The organism is Bdellovibrio sp. KM01 (genome assembly GCF_013752535.1).
Taxonomy (GTDB): domain Bacteria; phylum Bdellovibrionota; class Bdellovibrionia; order Bdellovibrionales; family Bdellovibrionaceae; genus Bdellovibrio.
This window is the reverse complement of record NZ_CP058348.1, coordinates 3782340-3806261: the sequence shown is the minus strand read 5'-3', so window position 1 is coordinate 3806261 and position 23922 is coordinate 3782340. Positions and strand designations below refer to the sequence as shown.

Annotated in this window: 21 protein-coding genes; 14 read left to right on the top strand and 7 right to left on the bottom strand. The window is 44.4% G+C overall.

The window, feature by feature from the left end:
- From HW988_RS18310 to HW988_RS18295, 4 genes are all read left to right on the top strand, one after another.
- Positions 1-1134, top strand: coding sequence for a murein hydrolase activator EnvC (locus tag HW988_RS18310; RefSeq protein WP_255490112.1), 1134 nt, complete (start codon positions 1-3; stop codon positions 1132-1134).
- 4 nt (positions 1135-1138) lie between these two features.
- Positions 1139-2518: a S41 family peptidase gene (locus HW988_RS18305; RefSeq protein ID WP_181605563.1), complete on the top strand. Its 1380-nt coding sequence runs from the start codon at positions 1139-1141 to the stop codon at positions 2516-2518.
- Positions 2519-2580: 62 nt separating this feature from the next.
- Complete coding sequence (locus HW988_RS18300) at positions 2581-3159, top strand: hypothetical protein (protein ID WP_181605562.1); 579 nt, start codon at positions 2581-2583, stop codon at positions 3157-3159.
- Positions 3160-3294: 135 nt separating this feature from the next.
- Entirely contained in the window at positions 3295-4305 is a 1011-nt protein-coding gene (locus HW988_RS18295) for an alpha/beta fold hydrolase (protein WP_181605561.1), read from the top strand.
- 70 nt (positions 4306-4375) lie between these two features.
- Here the strand turns inward: HW988_RS18295 and HW988_RS18290 are convergent, their stop codons facing one another.
- On the bottom strand, positions 4376-4972 hold the full coding sequence (locus HW988_RS18290) for a transposase (RefSeq protein WP_220128774.1): 597 nt from the start codon (positions 4970-4972) through the stop codon (positions 4376-4378).
- Between the two features lie 131 nt (positions 4973-5103).
- On the bottom strand, positions 5104-6417 hold the full coding sequence (tig, locus tag HW988_RS18285) for a trigger factor (RefSeq protein WP_181605559.1): 1314 nt from the start codon (positions 6415-6417) through the stop codon (positions 5104-5106).
- Between the two features lie 117 nt (positions 6418-6534).
- On the opposite strand from tig, the gene HW988_RS18280 reads away from it, so the two are divergent.
- The 6 genes from HW988_RS18280 to HW988_RS18255 all read left to right on the top strand — a co-directional run bounded on the left by HW988_RS18280 (position 6535) and on the right by HW988_RS18255 (position 12201).
- A complete protein-coding gene (locus HW988_RS18280) occupies positions 6535-7407 on the top strand; it encodes an ArsA-related P-loop ATPase (RefSeq protein ID WP_181605558.1) in 873 nt (290 codons plus the stop codon).
- Positions 7404-8483: an ArsA-related P-loop ATPase gene (locus HW988_RS18275; RefSeq protein WP_181605557.1), complete on the top strand. Its 1080-nt coding sequence runs from the start codon at positions 7404-7406 to the stop codon at positions 8481-8483. The genes HW988_RS18280 and HW988_RS18275 overlap by 4 nt, the downstream gene beginning before the upstream one ends.
- Complete coding sequence (locus HW988_RS18270) at positions 8480-9616, top strand: hypothetical protein (protein WP_181605556.1); 1137 nt, start codon at positions 8480-8482, stop codon at positions 9614-9616. Before HW988_RS18275 ends, HW988_RS18270 begins: the two co-directional genes overlap by 4 nt.
- A 21-nt stretch (positions 9617-9637) precedes the next feature.
- Entirely contained in the window at positions 9638-10873 is a 1236-nt protein-coding gene (gene gshA / locus HW988_RS18265) for a glutamate--cysteine ligase (protein ID WP_181605555.1), read from the top strand.
- 130 nt (positions 10874-11003) lie between these two features.
- Positions 11004-11486 carry a hypothetical protein gene (locus tag HW988_RS18260; protein ID WP_181605554.1) on the top strand — a complete coding sequence of 161 codons (483 nt, stop codon included), beginning with the start codon at positions 11004-11006 and terminating at the stop codon, positions 11484-11486.
- An 85-nt stretch (positions 11487-11571) separates the two neighbouring features.
- Entirely contained in the window at positions 11572-12201 is a 630-nt protein-coding gene (locus tag HW988_RS18255) for a hypothetical protein (protein WP_142701889.1), read from the top strand.
- On the opposite strand, the gene HW988_RS18250 is transcribed toward HW988_RS18255, so the two are convergent.
- On the bottom strand, positions 12198-13745 hold the full coding sequence (locus HW988_RS18250; protein ID WP_255490111.1) for a phospholipase D family protein: 1548 nt from the start codon (positions 13743-13745) through the stop codon (positions 12198-12200). The genes HW988_RS18255 and HW988_RS18250 overlap by 4 nt on opposite strands.
- Positions 13746-13850: 105 nt before the next feature.
- Positions 13851-15362 (bottom strand): leucyl aminopeptidase, encoded by a 1512-nt coding sequence (locus tag HW988_RS18245; protein WP_181605553.1) that lies wholly within the window; start codon positions 15360-15362, stop codon positions 13851-13853.
- Between the two features lie 176 nt (positions 15363-15538).
- Between HW988_RS18245 and HW988_RS18240 the strand changes: the two genes are divergently transcribed.
- Both HW988_RS18240 and clpX read left to right on the top strand, forming a co-directional pair.
- A complete protein-coding gene (locus tag HW988_RS18240; protein ID WP_181605552.1) occupies positions 15539-16144 on the top strand; it encodes an ATP-dependent Clp protease proteolytic subunit in 606 nt (201 codons plus the stop codon).
- A gap of 6 nt (positions 16145-16150) precedes the next feature.
- Complete coding sequence (gene clpX / locus HW988_RS18235; protein ID WP_181605551.1) at positions 16151-17443, top strand: ATP-dependent Clp protease ATP-binding subunit ClpX; 1293 nt, start codon at positions 16151-16153, stop codon at positions 17441-17443.
- 93 nt (positions 17444-17536) lie between these two features.
- Here the strand turns inward: clpX and HW988_RS18230 are convergent, their stop codons facing one another.
- From HW988_RS18230 to HW988_RS18220, 3 genes are all read right to left on the bottom strand, one after another.
- The gene (locus HW988_RS18230) at positions 17537-17986 is read right to left on the bottom strand and encodes a hypothetical protein (RefSeq protein WP_181605550.1); all 450 of its coding nucleotides are present in this window, start codon (positions 17984-17986) and stop codon (positions 17537-17539) included.
- A gap of 76 nt (positions 17987-18062) precedes the next feature.
- A complete protein-coding gene (locus HW988_RS18225; RefSeq protein ID WP_181605549.1) occupies positions 18063-18452 on the bottom strand; it encodes a response regulator in 390 nt (129 codons plus the stop codon).
- Complete coding sequence (locus HW988_RS18220; protein ID WP_255490109.1) at positions 18449-19972, bottom strand: ATP-binding protein; 1524 nt, start codon at positions 19970-19972, stop codon at positions 18449-18451. Before HW988_RS18220 ends, HW988_RS18225 begins: the two co-directional genes overlap by 4 nt.
- Before the next feature lie 338 nt (positions 19973-20310).
- On the opposite strand from HW988_RS18220, the gene lon reads away from it, so the two are divergent.
- Together lon and HW988_RS18210 are read left to right on the top strand one after the other, a co-directional pair.
- Positions 20311-22830, top strand: coding sequence for an endopeptidase La (lon, locus tag HW988_RS18215; RefSeq protein WP_142701882.1), 2520 nt, complete (start codon positions 20311-20313; stop codon positions 22828-22830).
- A gap of 148 nt (positions 22831-22978) precedes the next feature.
- Positions 22979-23914 (top strand): carboxymuconolactone decarboxylase family protein, encoded by a 936-nt coding sequence (locus tag HW988_RS18210; protein ID WP_181605548.1) that lies wholly within the window; start codon positions 22979-22981, stop codon positions 23912-23914.
- Positions 23915-23922: the final 8 nt, after the last annotated feature.

The following is a 23922-nucleotide window of genomic DNA, read 5'->3' as shown; positions in this document are numbered from 1 at the left end:
TTGAAATGGTCATTGGCCCTTGGGGCACTTTCATTATCGATCGCATTTTCTGCGGCACAGGCGGCGATGCCTGAATCTACGCCTGCAGAAAAGGTCGATGCTTTGACCAAAGATATCGAAGCGACAAAGCAAAAACTTGCCGATGTCGAAGTAAAACAACGTCAGGTCCTTTCAGGACTTTATGAAATCAATAAAAAGATCAAAAAGACCGTCACGGAGCGCGGATCTCTTTCCCAACAACGGGAACTTCTAGAAGTTAATATCAACAATCTGACTGAAAAAGTGGAAGAGCTGGAAGCCAAAGCTAAAGTTCAACGTACTCAATTGGCCGAGCGCTTAAAAGCCATCTACAAATTGGGGGGGCAACCCCTGGCAAGATTTATTCTGAATGCTGACAGTTCCGTTTCTTTGGATAGAAACTTAAAAATTCTGGGAATTGTTGCCCAACGGGATTTGGAATTAATCAAAGGATACAGGCACGACGTCCAGGACCTGCAAAGCAAACGAAAAGCGATTGCCCAGCGTTTGGAGAATCTGAAAGCTGTTGAGGCCGGGATCACAACGCAGGAACAAAAGCTCGTTGCTGAGCAATCCTTGAAAAACAAACTCTTAAGCGGCATTCGCAAAAGTAAGATGTTTGCTGAGAATAAGATCAGCGACCTTAAAACGAAGTCGGCTCAGTATAATATCGATGACGCCGGAGTATTTGATACGTTATTCAAACCTTCCTTTATGGATTCAAAAGGTGAGCTTCCAAGACCTCTTGCTGGAGTCGTAACCCAAAAATTTGGACTTATGAAAGGTAAGGATCACCCTTACACTTTAACCAGCAAAGGCATTTTCATATCGGCGGCCAAGGGAAGTCCGGTTAAATCCGTGTTCGAGGGTAAAGTTTCATACGTGGGCGAACTTCCTGGATTTGGAAATACAGTTATTGTGGATCATGGTGATCACTACTATTCTGTCTATTCCCATGCTGAAGAAATTAAAGTGACGGCGGGCGAAGAAATCACTCAAGCGCAGGTTGTAGCGACAACCGGTGATGCCTCCGCAGATAATCCTTCGGGATTGTATTTTGAAATCAGACATTTTTCTGAACCCTACGACCCGCAACAGTGGATGAAAGGACTCTAACCACATGCAATCTATCAAACGCTATTGGAAAACCTATATTCTCGGAGGCATTCTGCTTCTGGTCCTTTTCGTAATGGCTGAAACAGGTTTTCAAGTCCGTGCATTCGCTCAAGAGCGTTACGCTGATCTACAGAACTTCAGTAAAGTTTTGAATCTGATTCAGCAATACTATGTTGAAGAAACTGACACGAAAAAACTGGTGTATGGAGCTATCAAAGGGATGCTTCGTGAGTTGGATCCTCACACGAACTTCATGCCTCCAGATATTTTTAAAGACTTCGAAACTGAAACCAGCGGTGAGTTCGGCGGTTTGGGTATCGAGATTTCAAATCAAAATGGTATTTTAACGATCATCTCTCCAATTGAAGATGCTCCAGCATGGCAAGCCGGTATCAAAGCGGGTGATAAAGTTATCGCCATCGATGGTAACAGCACTAAAGGCATGAGCTTGGTTGAAGCATCCTCATTCATGCGCGGAAAAAAAGGCAGCAAAATTGTTCTAAGAGTTGTTCGTGAAAATGAAGAAAAGCCACGCGATATCACAATCACTCGCGGTGTTGTGAAAATCAAATCTGTGAAATACACGGATATGGGTGATGGTTTTGCTTATGTTAGAATCACAAGCTTTATCGAAAACACAGGTAAAGATCTTGAAACAGCGATTGCGAACCACATAAAAAACAACAAAGGCCAAATCAATGGTTTGTTGTTGGACTTGCGTAGAAATCCAGGTGGTTTGCTTGATCAGGCCGTTAAAGTCAGCGACATGTTCCTTAAAGAAGGCGTGATCGTAAGCACTATTGGTCGTAACAAAGCTGAAAAAGAAGTGGCAATGGCCACTAAAAAAGGCAAATACCAGAATGTTCCACTTGTGATCCTGGTGAATGAATACACAGCCAGCGCGAGTGAGATCGTTTCCGGAGCACTTCAAGACAACAAACGTGCTTTGATCGTCGGTCAACGTACGTTCGGTAAAGGTTCCGTTCAATCCGTTATCAAGTTGGGAGACGGCTCCGGTTTGAAATTAACCGTGGCTCGTTACTACACACCAAGTGGTGTTTCCATCCAAGCAGAAGGTATCCACCCGGATGTGGAAATCGAAGACATCGATCCGGAAGTTTTTGCGAAATCGATCCAAAAACAAACGTCCACTCGTGAGGGCGATATCGCTGGTCACTTAAAGGGCGATAAAGAAAAAGCGGCCGAAAAGCTTGATGTCAAAAAGGGAGCTGAAGAGGGCGCGCTTGCTTGGTGGAAGGACGTGGGGTCGAAAAAAGACGAGAAACTATCGCCTCGCGACAATATCTTGAAGAAAGATTATCAAGCATATCAAGCATTTAGCTATCTTAAGGCGTGGAACACCATGAAGGGTTTGACGCGCTAGTTATTGATTCCAAAAAATAGGGGCCTTACTCTACTGCAACTTTAGCAGGCGGAGGGGCCTCTTTGTTTAAGAATATTCTCACATTATTATGCGTAAGCGTTTTGGGAACTGTAGTTCAAGCTTCAGAACCTGTGGGTTTTTCGTCAGGCAACCAGTTCAAAGCAACCCCTATCGAAGGCCAAGTTCACGTAACTTGCGAAGGCTTCAACGGCGGGGGAGCAGCCACTTTCACATGTCGTGATGTTGTTTTAGATCCCGTTTCTTATGATTACTTCGTTGGTCCACGCGACGCTCGCGCCGTTCGCTATCAGTTGAGTAACTTGCGTGAAGATGGTTCCGTTCGCACGAAAGAAGACAACTATGATGGGGCTCGTGGACGCAGTTCTGCGGGAATCAACCTTTGGATTTCGACTCTGTTCCAGAAACCTTTGTTGGCAGCGGGAAAAAATAAAATCAGCTACGCAATCTATGGCGAAAACAACCGCGATCCCCTAAGCCAAGGCGAAGTGATGATCAATGTTGCTCGTAATGCTTCTCGCACATGCCCAACGACTCACTACAACTCAGCAGACGTGAATGATTGCAATTCACAGTACTCAGTTTGTCAGAGATATTTCCAACAGTTCAATAACTGCAGATAACAATCCATCAGTCTTGCCGCTAGGTACGGACACACTTTCTCCATTTTGCCACCCATCATGTTTAGGCCTGAAAAGTAAAGAATCCTTTAGATGCTAACAGTGATCTCATATCATTTTCCTTCGGGGAGAATTGATATGAGAAAAATACTTTTGCTTTCGCTTTTAGTTTTATCAGCTTGTGCTTCTCAACCACAAAAGACCGAGATCGCGGTGTCAGAACCGATGAAGGGATTTGATGCTGAGCTGACTCAGTTCAGTTATCCATTTCCGGTTTCTTTTTATTCATTTCGCGCACAGAACCAAGATTTGAAAATGGCCTATATGGATATCTCGCCGGATAAAGGTTCTGACAAAGTGATCGTGCTTTTCCATGGTAAGAACTTTTCCGGTTACTACTTTGAAGACATGGCAAAAGTTTTAGTCGGTAAAGGCTATCGTGTGATCATGATTGATCAAATCGGTTTTGGTAAATCGACAAAGCCTGAAATGTTTCAGTACTCACTTCACGCCTTGGCATCTTATTCAAAAATGCTAATCGATAATTTGAAGATCACAAAATTCCAACTGCTGGGACATTCCATGGGAGGAATGCTGGCAGCTCGATATGCTTTGATGTATCCCGAAAATATCACAAAGCTTTTTATGGTCGATCCGTTGGGACTTGAAGATTGGAAAACTTTAACGACGTACAAAAGCGTCGATCAACTCTATACTCAAGAACTTGCTGGCAACATTGAGAAGGTTAAAAACTATCAGCTTGAGTATTATTACGACGGCAAGTGGAAACCTGAATACGATAAATATCTGGTACCGGCAAAAGGTTGGTTCGAGGGGCCAGATGCCGCTCGTCTGGCATGGACATCAGCTTTAACTTCCGAAGCGATTTTCACTCAGCCAGTGTATTATGAATTCAAAAACATAAAAACGCCGACAGTTCTAATCATCGGAACAAAAGACAAAACAGCCATCGGCAAAGCCTGGGCCCCAGAAGAAAACAAAAAGAAAATGGGCAACTACCCAAAAATGGCCAAAGACATAATCAGCAAAATTCCAAAAGGAAAACTGATTTCTCTAGTAGGTATGGGCCACACCCCATTCATCGAAAACCCAGAAAAGTTCTGGAAAGCCTTCACTCCGCAGCTTTAATGACGTATTTGGAAGGAAAAGGTACGGACACACTTTCTCCACCCTGAGGCACCTTGTTTTGATAGGTGTCTCAGTCAAACCTCATACGATCGGCAAGTTTAAACTCCGTTCTTTTTAAAGCACGCTGGATTCTAATGTATTGCTCATCCTCGAATTCGGTATTTAGCCATTCAATTCGGTTAGCAGGAATCTCCGCAAACCACTCGTCTTCATTGAGTAACTTAATGTCTTTGGAATTCAGGCTAGAAAATTTGTAATTCTCCACAGAGTGTGTGATTCCAGCCTTCACGGGATTTCGAGCGACATACTTGTAAACTCGGGAGAATTGATCGGGTTCTCTTATAAGAGTGGCTTTGTATGGTCCTCCAAAGACATGATTAATTCGGTCTGCCTCGGCATTTATGGCTTTGCTTACGGTCTTTTGGAGATAGTTCATGGCTTCACCCAAGGTGTATTTTTCGCTGCATTGGCAAAGCATATGATAGTGATTGTTCATCAATACGAACGAGTGGATTCCCATTTCGTACTTTTCACTCGTCTTTGATAGAGCTTTAGAAAATATCATCCAACACGCATCTGTTGGAATATAAAACCAATCCTTATTATTTGAACGGGCCATTACATGGTAGGGATATTCGTGAGTGTAGAGAATCTTTCTTCGTGCCATGGAGAGAGGTCATGCAAGATCGTACGGCATGCGAATTCAAATTAAAAAGAGTTGTGGAGAAAGTGTGTCCGTACCACGAAAAAGGGCCCTCTTGCGAGAGCCCTTGGATGGAGAAAGTGTGTCCGTACCTTTTAGTTTTGTTCGTCTTTGAATGTACCAGCTGGAACTTCTTTAACTTTAATAGTTTTGTTCAAGAAGTTGATCACTTTTTCTTCAGTGATTTGGTAAGTCAAACGGCTCGCTTGGTCAGGACGGCCATAGAATTCTTTGATACGAGAAACTTCGATACCAGTTTGTTGAGCGTACTCAGCAAATTTAGCATCCAAGTCTTCTTTTTTCGCGAATAGGTCGTGTTTTTTCGCAATAGCATCAACCAAGAATGAAGATTGGATCATTTCAGTTGCTGTCGCTGTGAAGTCAGCATCCCATTTTTGAACGTAAGAAGAGAAGTCAGCTTCGCCCATGCCTTGATCAGCCATGCGTTTTTTGAAGTCTTCAACCAATGAAGCTTTTTGCTCTTTCAACAAAGAAGGAGGAACTTCAACTGGGTTTTCTTTAACCAAAGTTTTCAAAGTGCGGTTTTTGAAACCGTCTTCGATACGTTTTTTGTCGTTTTGCTCAAGGTCTTCTTGAATTGTTTTTTTCAAGTCAGCCAAAGACTCTGGTCCACCCAAAGATTTGATGAACTCGTCGTTCAATTCAGGCAACACTTTTGCTTTGATCTCTTTCAAAGTCACTTTGAACTCTACTGGTTTACCAGCAAGCTCTGCAGAGTGGTATGGATCTGGGAATTTCAAAGACAAAGTTTTAGTTTCGCCTTTTTTCATTCCTACAACGCCTTCTTCAAAGCCTTCGATGAATTGTTTTGCGCCCAACTCAAGGTTGTGGTCCGTGCCAGCACCATTTTCAAGTGGAGCACCATTCATGAAGCCAGTGAAATCAACAACTGCAACATCACCGTTCTTAGCAGCGCGATCTTCAGTTACTGCTTCGAATGTTGCGCGAGATGAACGGATGTTGTTCAACACGTCGTCAACTTTTTTAGCGTCGAAAGAGAAAGCTTCTTTTTCAACTTCCAAGCCTTCGTATTTTTTTAAGTTGATCTCTGGGCGAACATCAAATGCTGCAGAGAAAGAGAAGTCTTTGTCAGCAGTCACATCAGCGAATTCAAATTCTGGATAGCTGATAGGATCAAGTTTGTGCTCTTCCAATGCTTGCGCATAGTGTTTTTGAACTAGGTCTTGGACAACGTCTTGTTTTACACGATCGCCGTACATAGATTTGATTGTGTTCAAAGGAGCCTTACCTTTACGGAAGCCTTTGATTTCTACGTCTTTTTGAATGCTAGCGAACATTTTGTTGAAAGATGCTGCAACAACAGCAGCTGGGATTTCAATGTTCATCTTTCTTGAAAGGTTAGACACCTTTTCTACGTTTGATTTCATACGATTACTCCTACGCGTTTAAAACCGTCGGATACTAGGTTATGCCCTCTCTGAAGGCACCCCATAATGCTTTGCGTAATGCCTATATTTCCAAGCTCAGAGACACTTTAAGCATCTATGAAGCAAGAGATTCATTTTGTGACTGGAAAAGGGGGCGTAGGGAAGTCCGTTGTGGCTGCCGCTCTCGCACTAAAACTCAGCCGTCAGGGGAAAAAAGTCCTCCTGGTAGAACTTGGAGATCAAAGCTTCTTCAAGGATTTCTTTGAGTTAGCAGATGTCACCTTTCATCCTCAGTTAATAAAGCCGAATCTCTCCCTGGCGCTATGGACCGGGGAAAGCTGCTTGCGTGAGTACGCCCAATACCTGGTGAAAGTGGAAAGCCTGGCCAAACTTTTCTTTGATAATGCCGTTATGAGGGCATTTATCAATATCGCTCCGGGACTGCCTGAACTTGCGATGCTGGGAAAAATCACGTCGGGTCCCCGTAAATATGGTCCACCGATGCCTTTTGATTGTGTCGTGGTCGACGCTTTTGCAACGGGACATTTTAAGGCTTTGATGGAAGCGCCCGCGGGAATGGCGCAAGCTGTACAAATTGGTCCCATGGGCGAGCAAAGTCGCAGCATCATTCGTGTGCTGACGGACCCTGAAGTTTCAAAATATCACATTGTTTCGCTTCCGGAAGAATTGCCGCTGAAGGAATCGACCGAGCTTGCTGAAATGCTGCAGAAAGAATTTTCTGTCGAGCCAACACTGGTGATGAATAAAGTTTTAGACGTGAACATTCCGCGTGCTTCTTTGCAAAATGCAGAATCACTCACGACGTCGGATTTGGGTTTATTTGCACAGTATCTGGAACAACAACTGGATCGTCAGTCGCAAATGATGGATCAAGCGAAAACAAAATTTAAAAAAATTCTGAAAGTCCCCTTATTTTTTGAAACAAATCCGTGGACGCTTGTTGAAAAAGCTGTGGAGAAACTTCCATGAGCCATGACTTTTTAAAAAACACCAAAGTCTTAGTCTGTGTCGGCAGTGGGGGAGTGGGTAAAACCACGGTTGCCGCTTCGGTTGGGGTTCTGGCGGCTAAGCAGGGTCTGAAAGTTTTAGTTCTGACCATCGATCCGGCCAAGCGCTTGGCGCAAACTTTGGGCATTGAAGGCACTAACGATTTGACGAAAGTTCCCGGTCAAAACTTCAAAGGAGAATTGTGGGCTTCGGTTATCGATCACAAAAAAACCTTTGATGATTTCGTCGAAAGAGCCGCGCAAAAATCAGAAGCCGTTCGTCGCATTTTCGACAACAGTCTTTACAAACAACTTTCCACAAACCTTAGTGGCTCCCAAGAATTCACTTCGTTGGAAAAACTCTATTCGGTCTATGAGTCCGGCAAGTTTGATTTGATTATTCTGGATACTCCACCGACGAAGCACGCTTTGGATTTCCTGAAAGCACCTCAAAAGCTTTCGGCACTATTTAGTGAAGGCGTGGCGAAATGGTTCCGCGATCCCGAGGGTAAAAAATCCGGTATCTTGGGTCATTTGATTCAAGCAGGAACCCGTCAGGTATTAAAAGTTTTAGAAACTTTGACGGGCTCGCAGTTCATTCGTGAATTGGGTGACTTCTTTATCAATATCGAGCAATGGCAGGGTAAACTTTTGCAGCGAACAACGGAAGTTCAGCGCATGTTGGTCGCGCCGACGACCAAATTCTTTTTGGTCACAAGTTTTGATCAGGCGAAGCTTAAAGAAGCCGAATACTTTTCCCGCGAGATTCGTAAGGGTGGATACAATCTGGACACAGTAATTTTGAACCGTGTGTTTCCCCACTGGCTGGACCTCCGGGTAGGTTATGAAGGTGGAACAGCAGAGCAAGGGCTCGCGGACTTGTACATGCAAATGAAGACCTATTACAATCATAGGGATGCGATCTATCGCCAATTTGAAAAAAAGATGTCGATAGAAGCACGTGTTCTGCGGATTCCTGATTTGGTCAAAGATGTTTCTGATCTTTCAGGCTTGGAAGAAATTAGCGCCCTCATTACTGAGGAGGAGAAATCCAAATGAAAAAAGTGATCAGCCTGTTGTGTTTTTCGTTTCTTGCGGGCTGCAGCTTTATTCAGATGAATCGTGGCGATCAGTCTTTGCAAAATCAGCGCTTGATCGAAGAACGCGATCTAAATTCTGCCCAAGATAATCTGACCGCAGGCAGTTATGTCCAAGCTCAAAAACAGTATCAAACATTTCAAGAAACGTATCCGCGTTCGAACTTTTTCCAGGCATCCCGTATTGGTCAGGCCCAAGCCTTGGAAGGTCAGGGCAAGTGGGTGGAGGCCGCGGCAATTTATCGTGATGTCGTTTTAAAGACGCGAAATCTTCAGCCCGATATCGCAGCGATGGCTTTATATCGCATGTCTTTTTGTGATGAAGCTTTAGGTGATGATCAAAAAACAGTCGCAGATCTTTTGGATGCTCAAAGTTTGCGCAACACTTTGCCGTTAACTGTGGGGCATGCGGAAATTCCAGCGCGTTTAGCGGCGGCATACAGCCGCATGGGTCGTGAAAAAGAAGCTGTTCAATATCTGAATGAGGCGGAAAAAGGCATTGCGAAAATTCGCGCTGAATCCGATTTAAGTAAGCTTGAAAAAGATTGGCTCGCAAAAACCTATTACCAGATGGGCAGCGTTACAACCAATCAGCTTTCGCCAGAAAACTTTGATTCCTTCGTGGCCTCGCAAAAGTTTGTCCAAGTCTATCTGCTGAAAACTATGGAGTTGAATGACAGCCGCTGGTCTCCTAAGGCCCTCAAACAACTTAAAACAACATACAGTGAATTGTATCTGCAGGTTGAAGCGGTAAAGCAAAACCCGAGTCAACAGGCCCACTTGGGTGGGGCGTTGATTGGATTGATTGATCGTGCAGAATTATATAAACCCGTATCTGGACAAACTCAAAACAGTTACCAGATTGAGTTTTTCACATTAACGAACGAAGTACGTACTAAAACAGAGAGACTTCTGTATCAGGGCCATGAATCCATGGGTCTGACGGAGGAGTCTAAGAAACTTAACAGCATCAAAAGATCAGGTCGCACAAAAGCGGATGCGTTGTTGCCGGGAGAAGAAAGTTCTTCTATACAATCGCTTCCTAAAAAAAAGGCAGCTCCAAAAGCTGCTGAAGGCGTCGATCCAAATTTGTAGTTGAGATTTTAAGGAGAATTAATGGCGAAGCTTACCCTTCACAAACAAACACTCGCCAACATGCAGGAAATCTGTTCTTGGTTCAAAGCCAAGTCCAATGAATTCCAACATCCGATTTATTCCAGCTATGATATCCGTGACTCCGGTTACAAGATTTCAAACGTGGATGCGAATATTTTTCCGGCCGGCTTTAACAACATCTGCCCAACGGATAAAGAGACTTCCGTTAGTTTGATGAACAAATACATCATCGAGCACTATGGCGAAAAAATTAAAAAAATCCTGCTGGTTACGGAAGAGCATACGAACAACGCGTTCTATTGGGAAAATGTCTTCACGATTAAATCACTTATCGAAGCCTCCAGCATTGAAGTGAAAGTGGCGATTCCTCGTGAACTTGAACAGCCCATGCAAATTACCAGCTCTGCTGGAAATGAAATTACTGTTCATTCTGCTTTGATGAGCGGAAGCCTGATGAAAGAGTTTAAGCCAGATTTGATTATCAGCAATAACGATTTCTCTGAAGCTTATGAAGAGTGGGCAAAGACAGTTACTGAATTTCCGATGAACCCGCCGCGTGAGCTGGGTTGGTATCAACGTAAAAAAAGCACATACTTCAAATACTACAATCAGCTTGTCGAAGAATTCAGTGCGATCGCAAAAATCGATCCATTCCTGATGACCGTTGAAACGGAATTGTTCGAGCATTTTGATATTGGTGATGAAAACAGTCGGGCCGCATTAGCTGCTCGTGTGGATGCCATGCTCGCGCACCTGAAAACAGAATACCAAAAACGCGGAATCACTCAAGAGCCGTTTGTATTCGTAAAAAACAATGCGGGTACTTATGGACTCGCAGTTATTCGAGTCGGTTCTGGGGCAGAAGTAAAAGAGTGGAGCTATAAATCCCGTAAAAAAATGAAAGCTGCCAAAGGCGGCCGTGATGTTGAGGAAGTGATCATTCAAGAAGGCATTCCTTCGATCGTTGAATCTGACGGTGCGAGTGCAGAGCCCGTAATTTACATGATCGGCTCTGAATTGGCGGGTGGTTTTTTAAGAACTCACTCCGAGAAAAGTTCTACGGAAAGTTTAAACAGCCCCGGTGCAGTTTATAAGCGTCTTTGTGTCTCTGATTTGGCGATCAATACGCCAGGTTGCCCGCAAGAAAACGTCTATGGTTGGACTGCGAAATTGGGCCTTTTGGCTATTGCCCATGAAGCCCGCGAACTAAAGGCTGAATTCAAAGGCTATAAGTAAAACTCCCGTTTTTGTCCCCTGTCATAGCTTTAGACAGGGGATGTTCCATCTAACTTCAAATAAACACATCTGAGTCGGGAACACCTATTGCTCCTAAGTCTGCGATTGCAAATCCAGATAAGGAGCCCCGATGAATATCTCTAAGCAGTTTTGGACTGTAAGTTTGTCAGTATTGGCACTTTTAGTGGCCTCTTCAAATGCCAGCGCGGCTTCTACTTCGGGCTCTATCGCCGTTTCCCTTACTATCATCGATGTCGGGCAATCCACGGCCGAAGGGTTTTCTTCTAATCCGACGGACTATACAGGTGGTCGCTATATTAGTGCCCTTACCACGGCTGGTGATGGTGATACTGTTGGGATATATTTGAATGGCCAGAAGGTCGCATCGGCAGTTTCCAATAAAGGTGTGATTAACTTTGCGGTGAATGCTAAAGATACGAGCCAAGTAAACTTAAGCCTTCAATCCAAGGGCCGCGAAGTTCAAGTTATACAAGCCGCTTACCGTTCACGCAAAAACGCTCCCGTACCGCAAATGACTCTGGACCCGCAAGTGCGCTATATGCAGATTGGGAGCCAGACCGTTCCCGTGCAAAGTTTGATCATTTCGTACTAGGGCCCTAGACGATAGGCCGGACTGCCTACAGAAACAGCGAGTTCCGCGAAAGCCCATGCTATTCTGCATATAAGAGGAAAACTATATGCAGAAATTTGTGGGAGTCTTCGGGCTTTTATTTGTTTGCTTTGGCGTGGGCTATTCTGTTGTTCACTATAACACCGCAAGTACTTACATCGATCGTGATCCAGCCGCAGTAAGAACCGGCTTTGATTTTTCTCATCTTTCTGGCGACAAACTTCAAGATGCCGTAAAGCAACGTTTAGTAACGGGCTTTGAACTAAAGAAAACTCCAGAGGGTTCTGGCTTTTCCTTAGGTCATTTTGTTTTCGTTGATCAAAACGGCCAAAGAAAACTTGCTTGCCAGGAATTCTCTAAAGTAAGTCTGGTATTCGAAGCAGAAGGCGTTTCCGTTTCTGGTGATAAACCATCAATGGAAGTTGAAGGCACCTGTGAATATTCAAAAGACATGGCGAAAATTAATCCTCTTTGGCTACCAATCGCAAAAATTTTAGGAGAAAGACCAGCAGATGGGGAATTCCAATTCAACGAAGGTGCCGGCACCGTTGTTCGTTTTGCAAATCTTCCAGATCACTGGCCGAAAACTTGGTTGCTAAAATCAGTTCGCATGAAGAACCTGAATAACTCTGACTTGGTTATCCAAAGCAATGAAGTGGCTCGTTACTTGGGTCATCCGATTGTAGTGACGTTCTAAAGATAACTTTCAGGAATAAAAAGCGACATAAATGATGCCTTCACTCTTTGCCACCAGCTGGATTCTGGTTCAGAAGTGAAGGTATTTTTTTGTCCGTCATCGAACGTGGTCCATTGCAGATCGCCATCGATATCTAAACTAAGTTCATACGCAATTTCAGGGAGATTTTCTTTAAATCGAGCGGAAAACTTACCTGCCATTTCGGCACTTTCAACAACCACTCCCATTTCTGTATTTATATGCACCGAGCGGGGATCCAAGTTCATCGACCCCACGAAAATATACTTTCGATCAAACACCAAAGTTTTTCCGTGAAGACCGGCATGAGAGCCGCTTGAACCCAGGGATTTTTTTTGTTTTACCAGATCTTTGTGAAAGCGAGGGCGCAGTTCATAAAGTTCTACTCCGCTTCGAATCAAATCTTTTCGATATCCCTTATAACCGGCAAAGACACTGCTAACATCACTTGATGCCAGTGAGTTTGTAAGTACGGTGACGTGGACCCCCTTTTTAACTTTTTCAGAAAGTTTATTTACGCCCTGATCGCCGGGGACAAAGTAAGGAGAGATCATCATGATTTCCTCTTTGGCGCCGTTCATATAGGGTTGAAGTTGTGATTGAAGATTGTCCACCTGATCTTTGGGCTCTTCTTTAAATTTTGCAGGGGAGTCGTATAGCACATGGGCGTCACCCCAATATTTTTCAATATTTCCAGCGGCAAAATCCGCAAGCAGTTTGTCGTTGCGAAGGCCCTTGGTATAAGGGGTGTCTAAAGCTTTTTCGTAGGCATCGTTTAGTTTTTCCCGAAACTCTTTTAGATCGCCGTCGCTGACAGTCTGAGAGGCTGTCAGCGAAGAAATCGGATAGGAAATTTCGCTGTTCCAATAGGCATCGAATTCCTTGGACAGTCCTGATACGACGGGCCCAATTGCCCACAAATCAAGATCCCCGAAGTTAATTCCGTCACTTGCCCAAAAGTATTCGTTCCCGATATTGCGACCACCCACGATCGCGACTTCGCTGTCGGCAATAAAAACTTTATTGTGCATCCGGCGATTCACCTCACTTAAACGAGTGATATCGAAAATCTGAAAGCTGCGATTGGCGAATGGGTTTACCATGCGCACTTGTATATTGGGATGCGAGGACATGATCCGTAAGGCTTTCTCGTACTGGCCAAGATTCAAATCATCCAGCAGGATGCGCACGCGCACGCCCCGATCGGCTGCCTTCATAGTTTCAGCAGTCATGATGTTTCCGGTAAGATCGTTATTCCAGATGTAGTACTGCATATCCAACGACCGCTCCGCGGCGCGTATGGATGCTATTCTGGCAACAAAGGCATCTTCACCGGAGAATAGGGGATGAAAGCCGGAGAGATTGTGCTGGCCTTGAAGTTTTTCTTTTACGCGTTTTGAAAGAGTTGTGGTTGGATCGGGATCTAAAGTGCTGCTGGGACTGCGCTGCACGTCTTTTGGCAAAGTCGCACACGAACACATTAAAAATGCCAAGAATAGAATGGCAAAATAGAAGCGACTTTTCATACGAATATTATGGTTTTGCCGCCACAAAAGTCGAAGGCCAGATGACAAAAAACAAAAGGCCTCGGGTCTCCCCAAGGCCTTCGGATTCATTCTAGTCAGAAAGAACTAAACGTATTGTTTAGCAACTTCAACGAATGTGCGGATCATCGCGCCAGAGGCACCTTTTTTAGGAGCGTATGGAAGACGATTTCCAACAGCCCAACCAGTACCCGCAATGTCGAAGTGAGCCCAAGGGATACCTTCGCCAACAAATTGCTCAAGGAATGCAGCCGCAGTTGCAGAGCCAGCACCTTTGCCAGAAGAGATGTTAGAAAGATCAGCGTAAACGCCTTTCATGTCTTTCACGTGGTAATCTGTCAGAGGCATGTTCCAAACCCACTCACCAGATTGAACGGCTGCTTTTTCAATTTTAGTTTTCAAAGCAGAGTTACGAGTGAAGTAACCAGTGTGTGTGTTACCCAAAGCGATAACCATCGCACCAGTCAAAGTTGCAGCATCACAGATAACTTGTGGAGCCAACTCAGTTGCGTAAGACAAAGCGTCTGCAAGGATCAAACGACCTTCAGCATCTGTGTTGTTCACTTCGAACGTTTTACCGTTACGAGCTGTGTGAACATCACCTGGCTTAGTTGCAGAACCGTTGATCAAGTTTTCAGTAGAAGCTACCAAACCAACTGCGTTTACTTTCAATTTCAATTGAGCGATTGCCAGCAAAGTACCGATGACGTTTGCACCACCGCACATGTCGTATTTCATTTCTTCCATGCCTGCGCCTGGCTTAATAGAGATACCACCGCAGTCAAAAGTAAGACCTTTACCTACGAAGCAAACTGGTTTTTTAGAAGCAGCAGCACCTTTGTATTCCATGATGATGAAGCGAGGCTCTTGATCAGAACCAGCAGCAACACCCAAGAGGCCGCCCATTTTTTCTTTTTTAATACGAGCTTTATCCCAAACTGTTACTTTCAAGTTCGCGATACCTTTAGCTGCTGCCACTGCAGAGTCAGCAAGGATTGTTGGCGTCATCAAGTTGCCTGGCATATCACCAAGGCGACGAGAGAAGTTAACCACGTTACCCAAAACTGCGCCTTCGTTGAAAGCCGCTTTAACAGCTTTGTCAGACGCCAATTTAGTAACAACGTGAACGTTCAGTTCATCTTCAGCTTTTTTAGCTTTAGTTGAAGATTTCAATTCGTCGAATACGTAAGAAGTCAGAACCAAGCCTTCAGCAACAGCTTTTGCGAAATCAGCTGCGTCTTTTTTACCAGCAGTGATGCCGTCAAAATGCAAAGCCGCTTCTTTCACGTTCAAAGCTTTGATCGCTTCAAGTGCAGAAGCTACGGATTGGCGAACAGACTCGTGAGTGATTTCGTTTTCTTTACCAAGACCGACAACAATAAGATGACGGTAGCCAGAGATATTGAATTCACGGAAAGTAATCGCTTCCTGATGTTTCCCAGTAATCGTTTTTTCATTGATTGAATCGACAAGCTGTTTGTTCAGCTCATTATGAGTCACTTTTGCAAGCTTGTCTTTTTGTGAAGAAGACTTTGAAAACACGACCAAAGCCGGGCAAGTCAAAGTATCAATATCTTTGTTCAGTAAGTTAAAAGCCATAGTAAACCTCTTAAAATGATTGTGTAATTCGGGCTTTGTTAGATGTAACATAGCACTCCGGGGGGTCAAAGGCTTTTTCATAAAGTCTTGCTGGAGTATTCCGATAGGTAGCACAGCATAAGACCTCAGCTACTTCGGCACGGCCGAAGGGTACAGACAACTATTAGGAGACACCAGTGGCACTAATTCCTTACGTCATCGAGCAAACTTCCAAAGGCGAAAGATCATACGATATTTACTCCCGCCTTCTTAAGGACCGTATTATCATCCTTGGTACAGCGGTTACGGATGAAGTAGCTAATGCTCTTATCGCGCAATTCCTATTCCTGGAATCTGATAATCCAGAGAAACCAATTCACTTGTATATCAACTCCCCAGGGGGCAGCGTGTCTGCCGGGATGGCGATTTACGACATGATGCAGTTTGTGAAGTGCGATGTGGCGACATATTGCATGGGTATGGCAGCATCCATGGGTTCTTTGCTTTTGACAGCGGGAACTAAAGGTATGCGTTATAGCCTTCCCAATACTCGTATCATGATCCATCAACCACTTCTTTCTGGTGGTGGCTTGTCTGGTCAGGTTACGGATATCGAAATCCATGCTAAAGAGCTTTTGAAAACCAAAGAAAAATTGACTCGAATTTATGAAACTCACACGGGCCGTGATTATGAATTCTTGAGAGCACAAATGGAAAGGGACAACTTCATGGACCCTTACCAGGCTAAAGAGTTCGGTTTGCTTGACCACGTAGTAGAATCTCGTAAGGCGAAAAAAGGGTAATCAGCGATGACGACTAAAGACACCAACGGCACATTGAGATGTAGTTTCTGCGGTAAAGGCCAAAAAGAAGTTAAAAAACTTATTGCTGGTCCTGGCGTGTATATCTGCGACGAGTGTATTGACCTTTGTAATGACATCATCGACGAGGAAAAAGAGAAAGAGACAGCAGTTAAGGGCACTTTCAAAGTCCCTAAACCAGCTGATATCAAAACTTACCTTGATGATTACGTCATTGGCCAAACTCAAGCCAAGAAAACTTTGGCAGTAGCAGTTCACAATCACTACAAGCGTGTCAACGCGATGTCTGGTGGTAAAAAATCTGCAGAAGTTGAAATGCAAAAATCCAACATCCTTTTGATCGGTCCAACGGGTTCCGGTAAGACATTGTTGGCGCAAACAATTGCAAAAATCCTTAACGTTCCATTCGCTATGGCGGATGCGACGACATTGACTGAAGCGGGTTACGTGGGTGAAGACGTTGAAAACGTTGTCCTAAACCTTCTTCAATCTTCTGACTACGACGTGGAAAAAGCACAAAAAGGCGTTATCTACGTGGACGAGATCGACAAGATTTCCCGTAAGTCTGAAAACCCATCCATCACTCGTGACGTATCGGGTGAGGGTGTGCAACAAGCACTTCTAAAAATCCTGGAAGGTACTGTCGCAAATCTGCCTCCGAAAGGTGGTCGTAAGCATCCACAACAGGAATTCATCCAAGTGGATACAACGAACATTCTTTTCATCGTGGGTGGTGCATTCGTTGGTTTGGATAAAATCATCGAAAACAGAACGACAAATAAAACTCTTGGTATCGCTGCGGAAATCCGCACGGCCAAAGAAGCGGCATCTGCAGATCTACTTGCGAAAGTGGAACCGGATGACTTGTCTAAGTTCGGTTTGATCCCAGAGTTCATCGGTCGTCTTCCGGCGATCGCGGTTCTTGGTCAATTGGACGAGGACGCATTGATGGATATCTTGGTTCGCCCTAAAAACGCGATCACTAAGCAATACCAAAAATTGTTCTCTTTCGAGGGCGTTGAATTGAAGTTCACTGATAAAGCACTTCGTGCAGTGGCACAAATGGCTTTGAAACGTAAAACAGGTGCCCGCGGTCTGCGTGGAGTGCTTGAGACGGCGATGCTCGACATCATGTACGACATCCCATCTAAAAATAACGTGAAAGAAGTGATCATCGATGAAAACGTGATCAACGATGGCGGCCAGCCAATGTTGGTTTACAAAACCGAAGAGGAAATGAAAGCTGAAGCAGAAGCAGAAGCTAAGAAAAGTTCCGCTTAGAAGGTACGCCGTACCTTTCGGGGATGCGCTGTATAAAAAAACCCAGAGATTTGATCTCTGGGTTTTTTCTTTTTTTGAGTCTGTTTTTAAACCTTAAGGAAGCTTGATGACGTAGGCTTTTAGTTTCGCGCCTGGCACCATTGACGTGGTCGCCGTCACGTTCACGCCTCTTGGCAGCTCCTCAACCTGAGTACCTTTGTAGTCGATGTTGAAATCGATTTTCTTGGAGCGGTCGTCAGGACAAGTGAAAACGCCTTTAAAGTAACGTCCACCCGAGCTCAGGGTGCCTGTGTGATCATAATAAAAGCTGTTTGTGACGACGAACGTGCCTTGGCAAGTCGGATCAGCATGGCCGTCTTTATAGTAACGTTGGATTTCGAATTCCTGGCTATTTAGAACGCGGAATTTCAAGTAAGCCTTTTGAAACATATAGGATGCTTCGACATTATAGCGGCCCACGATATTGTCTGCAGTGATTGGTGATGCGAACGCTGGAACACTTCCCGTGATCAGCAAAAACGCTGTTAAAACTAACTTTTTCATAGGAATCCCTCCGTGATTTCGTAGTTATACGAAACTAATTTCCTCAGGATCAAAGTTAAAAGCAATTTACGTTGGATTACAAAGAAAGATTGAGATCGATTTTAAGAGCTTCGCCAAGTGCGTGGAAATCGACGGGTTTGCTTAAGAAGCGTTGCGCACCAAGTTGCTCAGCACGGCTGCGGAATTCAGAAGATTCGTAGGCACTAACCACATAAAACAACATATTCGGATGCATTTTGCGGACTTCCTGAAGAAGTTCAAATCCGTCCATCTCTGGCATGTTGATATCAGACATAATTAGGTCAACTTTGGGAGTATCTGCAACGCGAAGATAGTTGAGGCAATCGATGGCACTTAAAAATGAAACCAATTTCACGCCACCCAAGGCAGCGAAAAATTTTTTGAATTTCAATTTATAAAGCAGATGTGTGTCTGCTTCATCATCGACGACCACAATATGAATCATGCATGAATTCTTTCGTGTACCATTGGCAACGACATTACGAATTCAGTCCACTGACCGAACTCACTCGAGTACTTTAATGTGCCGCCATGCTTTTGGGCAATGTTAAATGCGACAGTCAACCCAAGTCCAGCTCCTTCTCCAGGTGCTTTGGTAGTTAGGAAAGGATCAAATACCTTTTCTCCCAAAATTGATGGAATGCCGATGCCATTGTCACGAATAGAAATTTCCACATTGTCCCCGCGAACTGCAGTGGAGATTGTCAATTCAGGGTCAAAGTTCTTCTCAGTTAAAACTTTTTTCTCAAGAGCATGAATCGAATTATCGATGATGTTTGACAGAGCTCTGCTTAGTGAAGCCGAGTATGTTTGTGCTTGCACAGAGTCAGCCAGGCGATAATTCACCTTGGGCGGGATGTAAGCAGAACCTAATGCACGATTGGCAATAGTTAGCTGATAAGATTTTTTTACAACTTCATTTACATCAGTCGCCTCTAAGATGTCGCTATCGTAACCAGATAGGATCTGCATGGAGCGAACAATCTGATCGATACGCTGGCTGTGCTTAAGAATAACACGACTGATTTCTCTAATTTCTTCGGTGTCTTCAGACTCACTTAAAAGTTCACTGAAGTTCAAAACGAAGTTCAGTGGATTGCGGATCTCATGCGCCACAGAGGCTGTCAAGCTACCCAGGGATGCCAGTTTTTCTTGAGCCACCAAGGTGGCTTGCATACGCTTGATCTGCAACATGGCTTTTTCCAAGCTTTGATTTTTCGTCGTAAGTTCGCGGGTACGATTCATGACCTTGTGTTCAAGGGCCTGATTCAGCTGTTCCAGCTGCTGATTGGCTTCCAGAAGTTCAATCTTAAACTTGTTGATGGAATCGACCAGGATATCAAGTTCGTCCTTAACCTCGCTGTGTGGGCGGTTCAGGCGTAGTTCTCCACGGGTGCGCTCATCAGACGTTAAATGCTCGACGATACGTTTGATATGCACAACCACAATGCGATTAAAGATAAAGTACAAACAGAAAACCACAATCATGGTTTTGGCAGCTTGTCGGATGAAAATCCAAATGGCCTCGTGGAAGTACTTTTCGCGCAGATTTCTGACATCCAATTCGACGTCTAGTGTTCCTAAAACTTCGTTGGTATTTTTATGCAAAATCTCGAAGCTGCGGTGGCTTTCCTCGGCTGGGTCCGTGACGCCGGTTTCATAGATCGTTTTATTATCTGCAACCAGTTTCAGATAGCTCACGCCTTGCAAACGACTTAAACCATCCAGTTGGATTTCCAAAAGGCGAGTGTCGTAAGACCATAAGTGTTCGGCCATGGAATCCAAGTAGGAGTTCTTGATGATGGAGAAGTTATTCTGCAGCTTGTCGAAGTCTTTCTGATAATCCAAAATAAGCTGGCCCGCCGTTAAAACTAACGTGGCGAAAGAACTGACTGCCCAAGTCGCTATAAGCAACTTGAGGCTCAGTGAGTTGGTATGAGCCCATTTGGATTGTTCGCGTGTCACATAGCACTTATCGATCAAGTCGCTTAAAAAGGGGATTAAAATCTGCTTCGGGGGTATTACAATTAGGAAAGAATCTCAATTCTGCTCGATATTTAGATAAATTTTCGGGTCAGCTTTTTATACGATATGCTTAAAAGATAAGCAGGTATCTGACAGGCCAAAAACTGTAAGGGGCCAGACTTATATTTCAGTCTCACATATTTACTTCCCAGCAATCGTTACCATAGTTAAAATAAGTGAAGGATTCGCTAAGGTTTTTAACGGATTAATTAACCTGAATGAAGATCCTCTTGTTCTAATAGTGCAAGAAGCTCGTTAACCCAAGGGAGGGAGAGGATATGAGCGAGGGAAAAGTAACACAACTACCGCTTTTGCCCCTAAGAGACCTCATCATTTTTCCACATATGATGATGCCTTTGTTTGTAGGTCGCGAAAAGAGTATCAACGCTCTAGAAGAAGCGATGGCCAAACAAACAGATATCGTTTTGGCGGCACAAAAGGACGCTAAAACGAACAATCCCGAACCCAAGGACATCTTTGCGATTGGTACCGTAGGTACGATCATTCAGTTGCTTCGCTTGCCGGACGGAACTGTGAAGGTTTTGGTTGAAGGTAAACGTCGCGTAAAGATTAAGAATTTCGTAAACAACGACAACTTCTTCATGGTGGCTGTGGAGTCCCTGGACGAAGATGGTACGAACGTAGTTGAAGCACAAGCGCTTGTTCGCTCTGTGAAAACAACTTTCGAAACGTACGTGAAATTGAACAAACGCATTCCACCTGAAATCTTGATGAGAGTTTCGACTATCGAGAACCCGGGTGAGTTGGCTGACATTATCGTGGCTCAATTGAACTTGAAGCTTGAAGACAAGCAGGCAGTTCTTGAGATCATCGATGCCAGCAAGCGTTTGGAACATTTGTTGAACTTGATGACGGGCGAGATCGAAATCCTTGAAGTGGAGAAAAAAATCCGCACTCGCGTGAAGAAGCAAATGGAGCGCTCTCAGAAAGAGTACTATTTGAATGAGCAAATGCAGGCTATTCAAAAAGAACTTGGCGAGAAAGACGACTACCAAGCTGAGCTTCAAGATCTAGAGATCAAATGTAAGAACAAGAAAATGTCTCAAGAAGCTAAAGACAAAGTGATGAAAGAGATCAAGAAATTGAAGCTTATGTCACCGATGTCAGCTGAAGCGACAGTTGTTCGTAACTACATCGACTGGATCTTGTCACTTCCATGGCAGGATTATTCCGAAGAGAAACATGACATCAAAAATGCTCAGCGCATTTTGGATGACGAGCACTTCGGACTTGAAAAAGTTAAAGACCGTATCCTTGAGTACCTGGCAGTTCTTTCGATTTCGAAAGACATGAAGGGCCCTATCTTGTGCCTTGCAGGTCCTCCGGGCGTAGGTAAAACATCGTTGGCGAAATCAATCGCTGAATCTTTGAATCGTTCTTTCGCACGTATCTCTTTGGGTGGCGTGAGAGACGAAGCAGAGATCCGCGGTCACAGAAAAACGTACGTAGGTGCGATGCCAGGTAAAATCATCCAAGCTTTGCGCAAGGTTGATAAAGGCAATCCACTGGTTCTTCTGGATGAAATCGACAAAATGGCGAACGATTTCAGAGGTGACCCTTCAGCAGCAATGCTTGAAGTTTTGGATCCAGAGCAAAACTCTACGTTCCAAGATCACTATCTTGAAGTTGAATACGATCTTTCAAAAGTAATGTTTATCGCGACGGCGAACAGCCTTCATACAATCCCACGTCCATTGTTGGATCGTATGGAAATCATCCAGCTTGAAGGTTATATCGAGCAGGAGAAATTCCACATCGCGAAAAACTATCTGGTTCCAAAACAATTGGAAAACCATGGTCTGAAAGATCACAAAGTTACGGTTAAAGATGAAGCTATCCGCGACATCATCCGCTTCTACACTCGTGAAGCGGGCGTCCGTAACCTTGAAAGACAAGTTGCGAACGTTTGCCGTAAAGTCGCTAAAGATATCGTGATGAACGAAACTTTGAATGACTTTAAAGGTGAAAGCACTGCTAAGAAAGCGACTGGTAAAACAGCTGCTGCTAAAAAAGGTGCTAAGGGAGCTAAGACTTCTACGAAAGCTGAAACCGGTAAAAATGCAGGTTACGTTGTAACTTCACAAAAACTGGTTGAGTTGTTGGGACCTCATAAATTCAAATTCGGTCAAATCGAAGCTGAAAATGAAATCGGTCTTACCAACGGTATGGCTTGGACAGAAGTGGGCGGTGACTTGTTGGCTGTCGAAGTAAGTGTCGTACCTGGTAAAGGTAAATTCACGGTGACGGGTCAACTTGGTGACGTGATGAAAGAATCTTGTGCGGCAGCGATGAGCTACGTACGTTCAAGAGGTCCTTTGTTCGGTTTGGACAAAGAATACTTCGCGAACATCGACGTGCACATCCATTTACCAGAAGGCGCAGTTCCTAAGGACGGTCCTTCAGCAGGTATCGCATTGACGACTTCAATCGTGTCAGCAATCACTAAGATCCCGGTTAAACGCACAGTTGCGATGACGGGTGAGGTTTCCCTTCGTGGTCGTGTGATGGCGATCGGTGGTTTGAAAGAGAAAACTCTGGCAGCTCACCGTGGTGGCATCAAGATGATCATCTGTCCTAAAGAGAATGAAAAAGATCTTAAGGACATCCCTAAGGAAGTGATGAAAGACTTGAAAGTCATCCTTGTGGACCATGTGGATCAAGTGTTGATCAATGCTTTGGATGTTAAAAATCCAAAAGAGATCTTCAAAATCCAAAAGGAACGCGAGTTTGGTATCAAGGCTCAGTACACAGGACAACAGAATGTTGCTCACCACTAACGTGGTAAGCGGCATTTTGCGAAAATAGAAAATCGAAAATAGATTTACTGAGGGCTGGTCGCAAGACTGGCCCTTTGTTTTTTTGTGGGGTGGCTCAACGGATAGCTTTGGTGTGAATAGGATTTAGGTATTCACACTGGAGTAGTCTATGAAGTTCTTTTTGCCTTTGCTTGCACCGCTTTTGTTCTTTTTTGTCGCCTTTGCGGCGCAAAGACCTTCAGAAAAAGTTGTGGCGCAAAATCCGGAGGCTCAGAAAGCCTACGATGAAATTCGAAATACCATGGGTATGGTTCCAACATTTCTAAAAGAGTTTCCGCAAGAGGGGATTTCCGGTGCGTGGCAGGAATTTCGCGATGTGCAGCTAAATCCCACGACGGCACTGACACCGAAAACCAAGGAGCTGATTGGGTTGGCGGTCGCTGCACAGATTCCTTGCACATACTGTATCTACTTTCATAAGCGTGCAGCCAAGTTCAATGGTGCCTCTCCTGAAGAAATAAATTTTGCTATCGCTATTGCGGCGGACACTCGCAAGTGGGCGACATTTTGGGAAGGTTCTCCGATTGCATTTCCAAAATTTAAAATGGACGTCGACAAAATGATCGCGAATCTTAAAAACAAGAAACCTGGAACCGTCGTTGAGCACGAGACAACTCCCTTGATAGGGGATGCGGATGGTGCCTATCGTGACATGGAAAGTACTCTGGGTTTTACGCCTGCATTCGTAAAACCCTATGCGGCTAAGGGAATTGCGGGCGCCTGGAATGAACACAAAATGCTGAGCATGAACTCCAAGGCCCCTTTAGCACCGGCGACTATTGATCTATTGAGCGTGGCAGTGTCAGCCCAGGCGTCATGTCCTTACTGTGTTTACATTTATACCGAGTTTGCAAAACTTCATGGAGCCAATGAAGAGCAGCTGCGAGAAACAGTCGCGATGGCGGGGCTTACTCGTCATTGGAGTACCTTCTTAAATGGACTTCAGCAGCCCCCAAAAGAGTTCGAGCGTGAAGTCGATCAGATTTTTGCACGTCTGGAAGAAAAGAAAATCCAGATGGATAAACAAATTTCTTCTCGTAAGTAATCTTACTT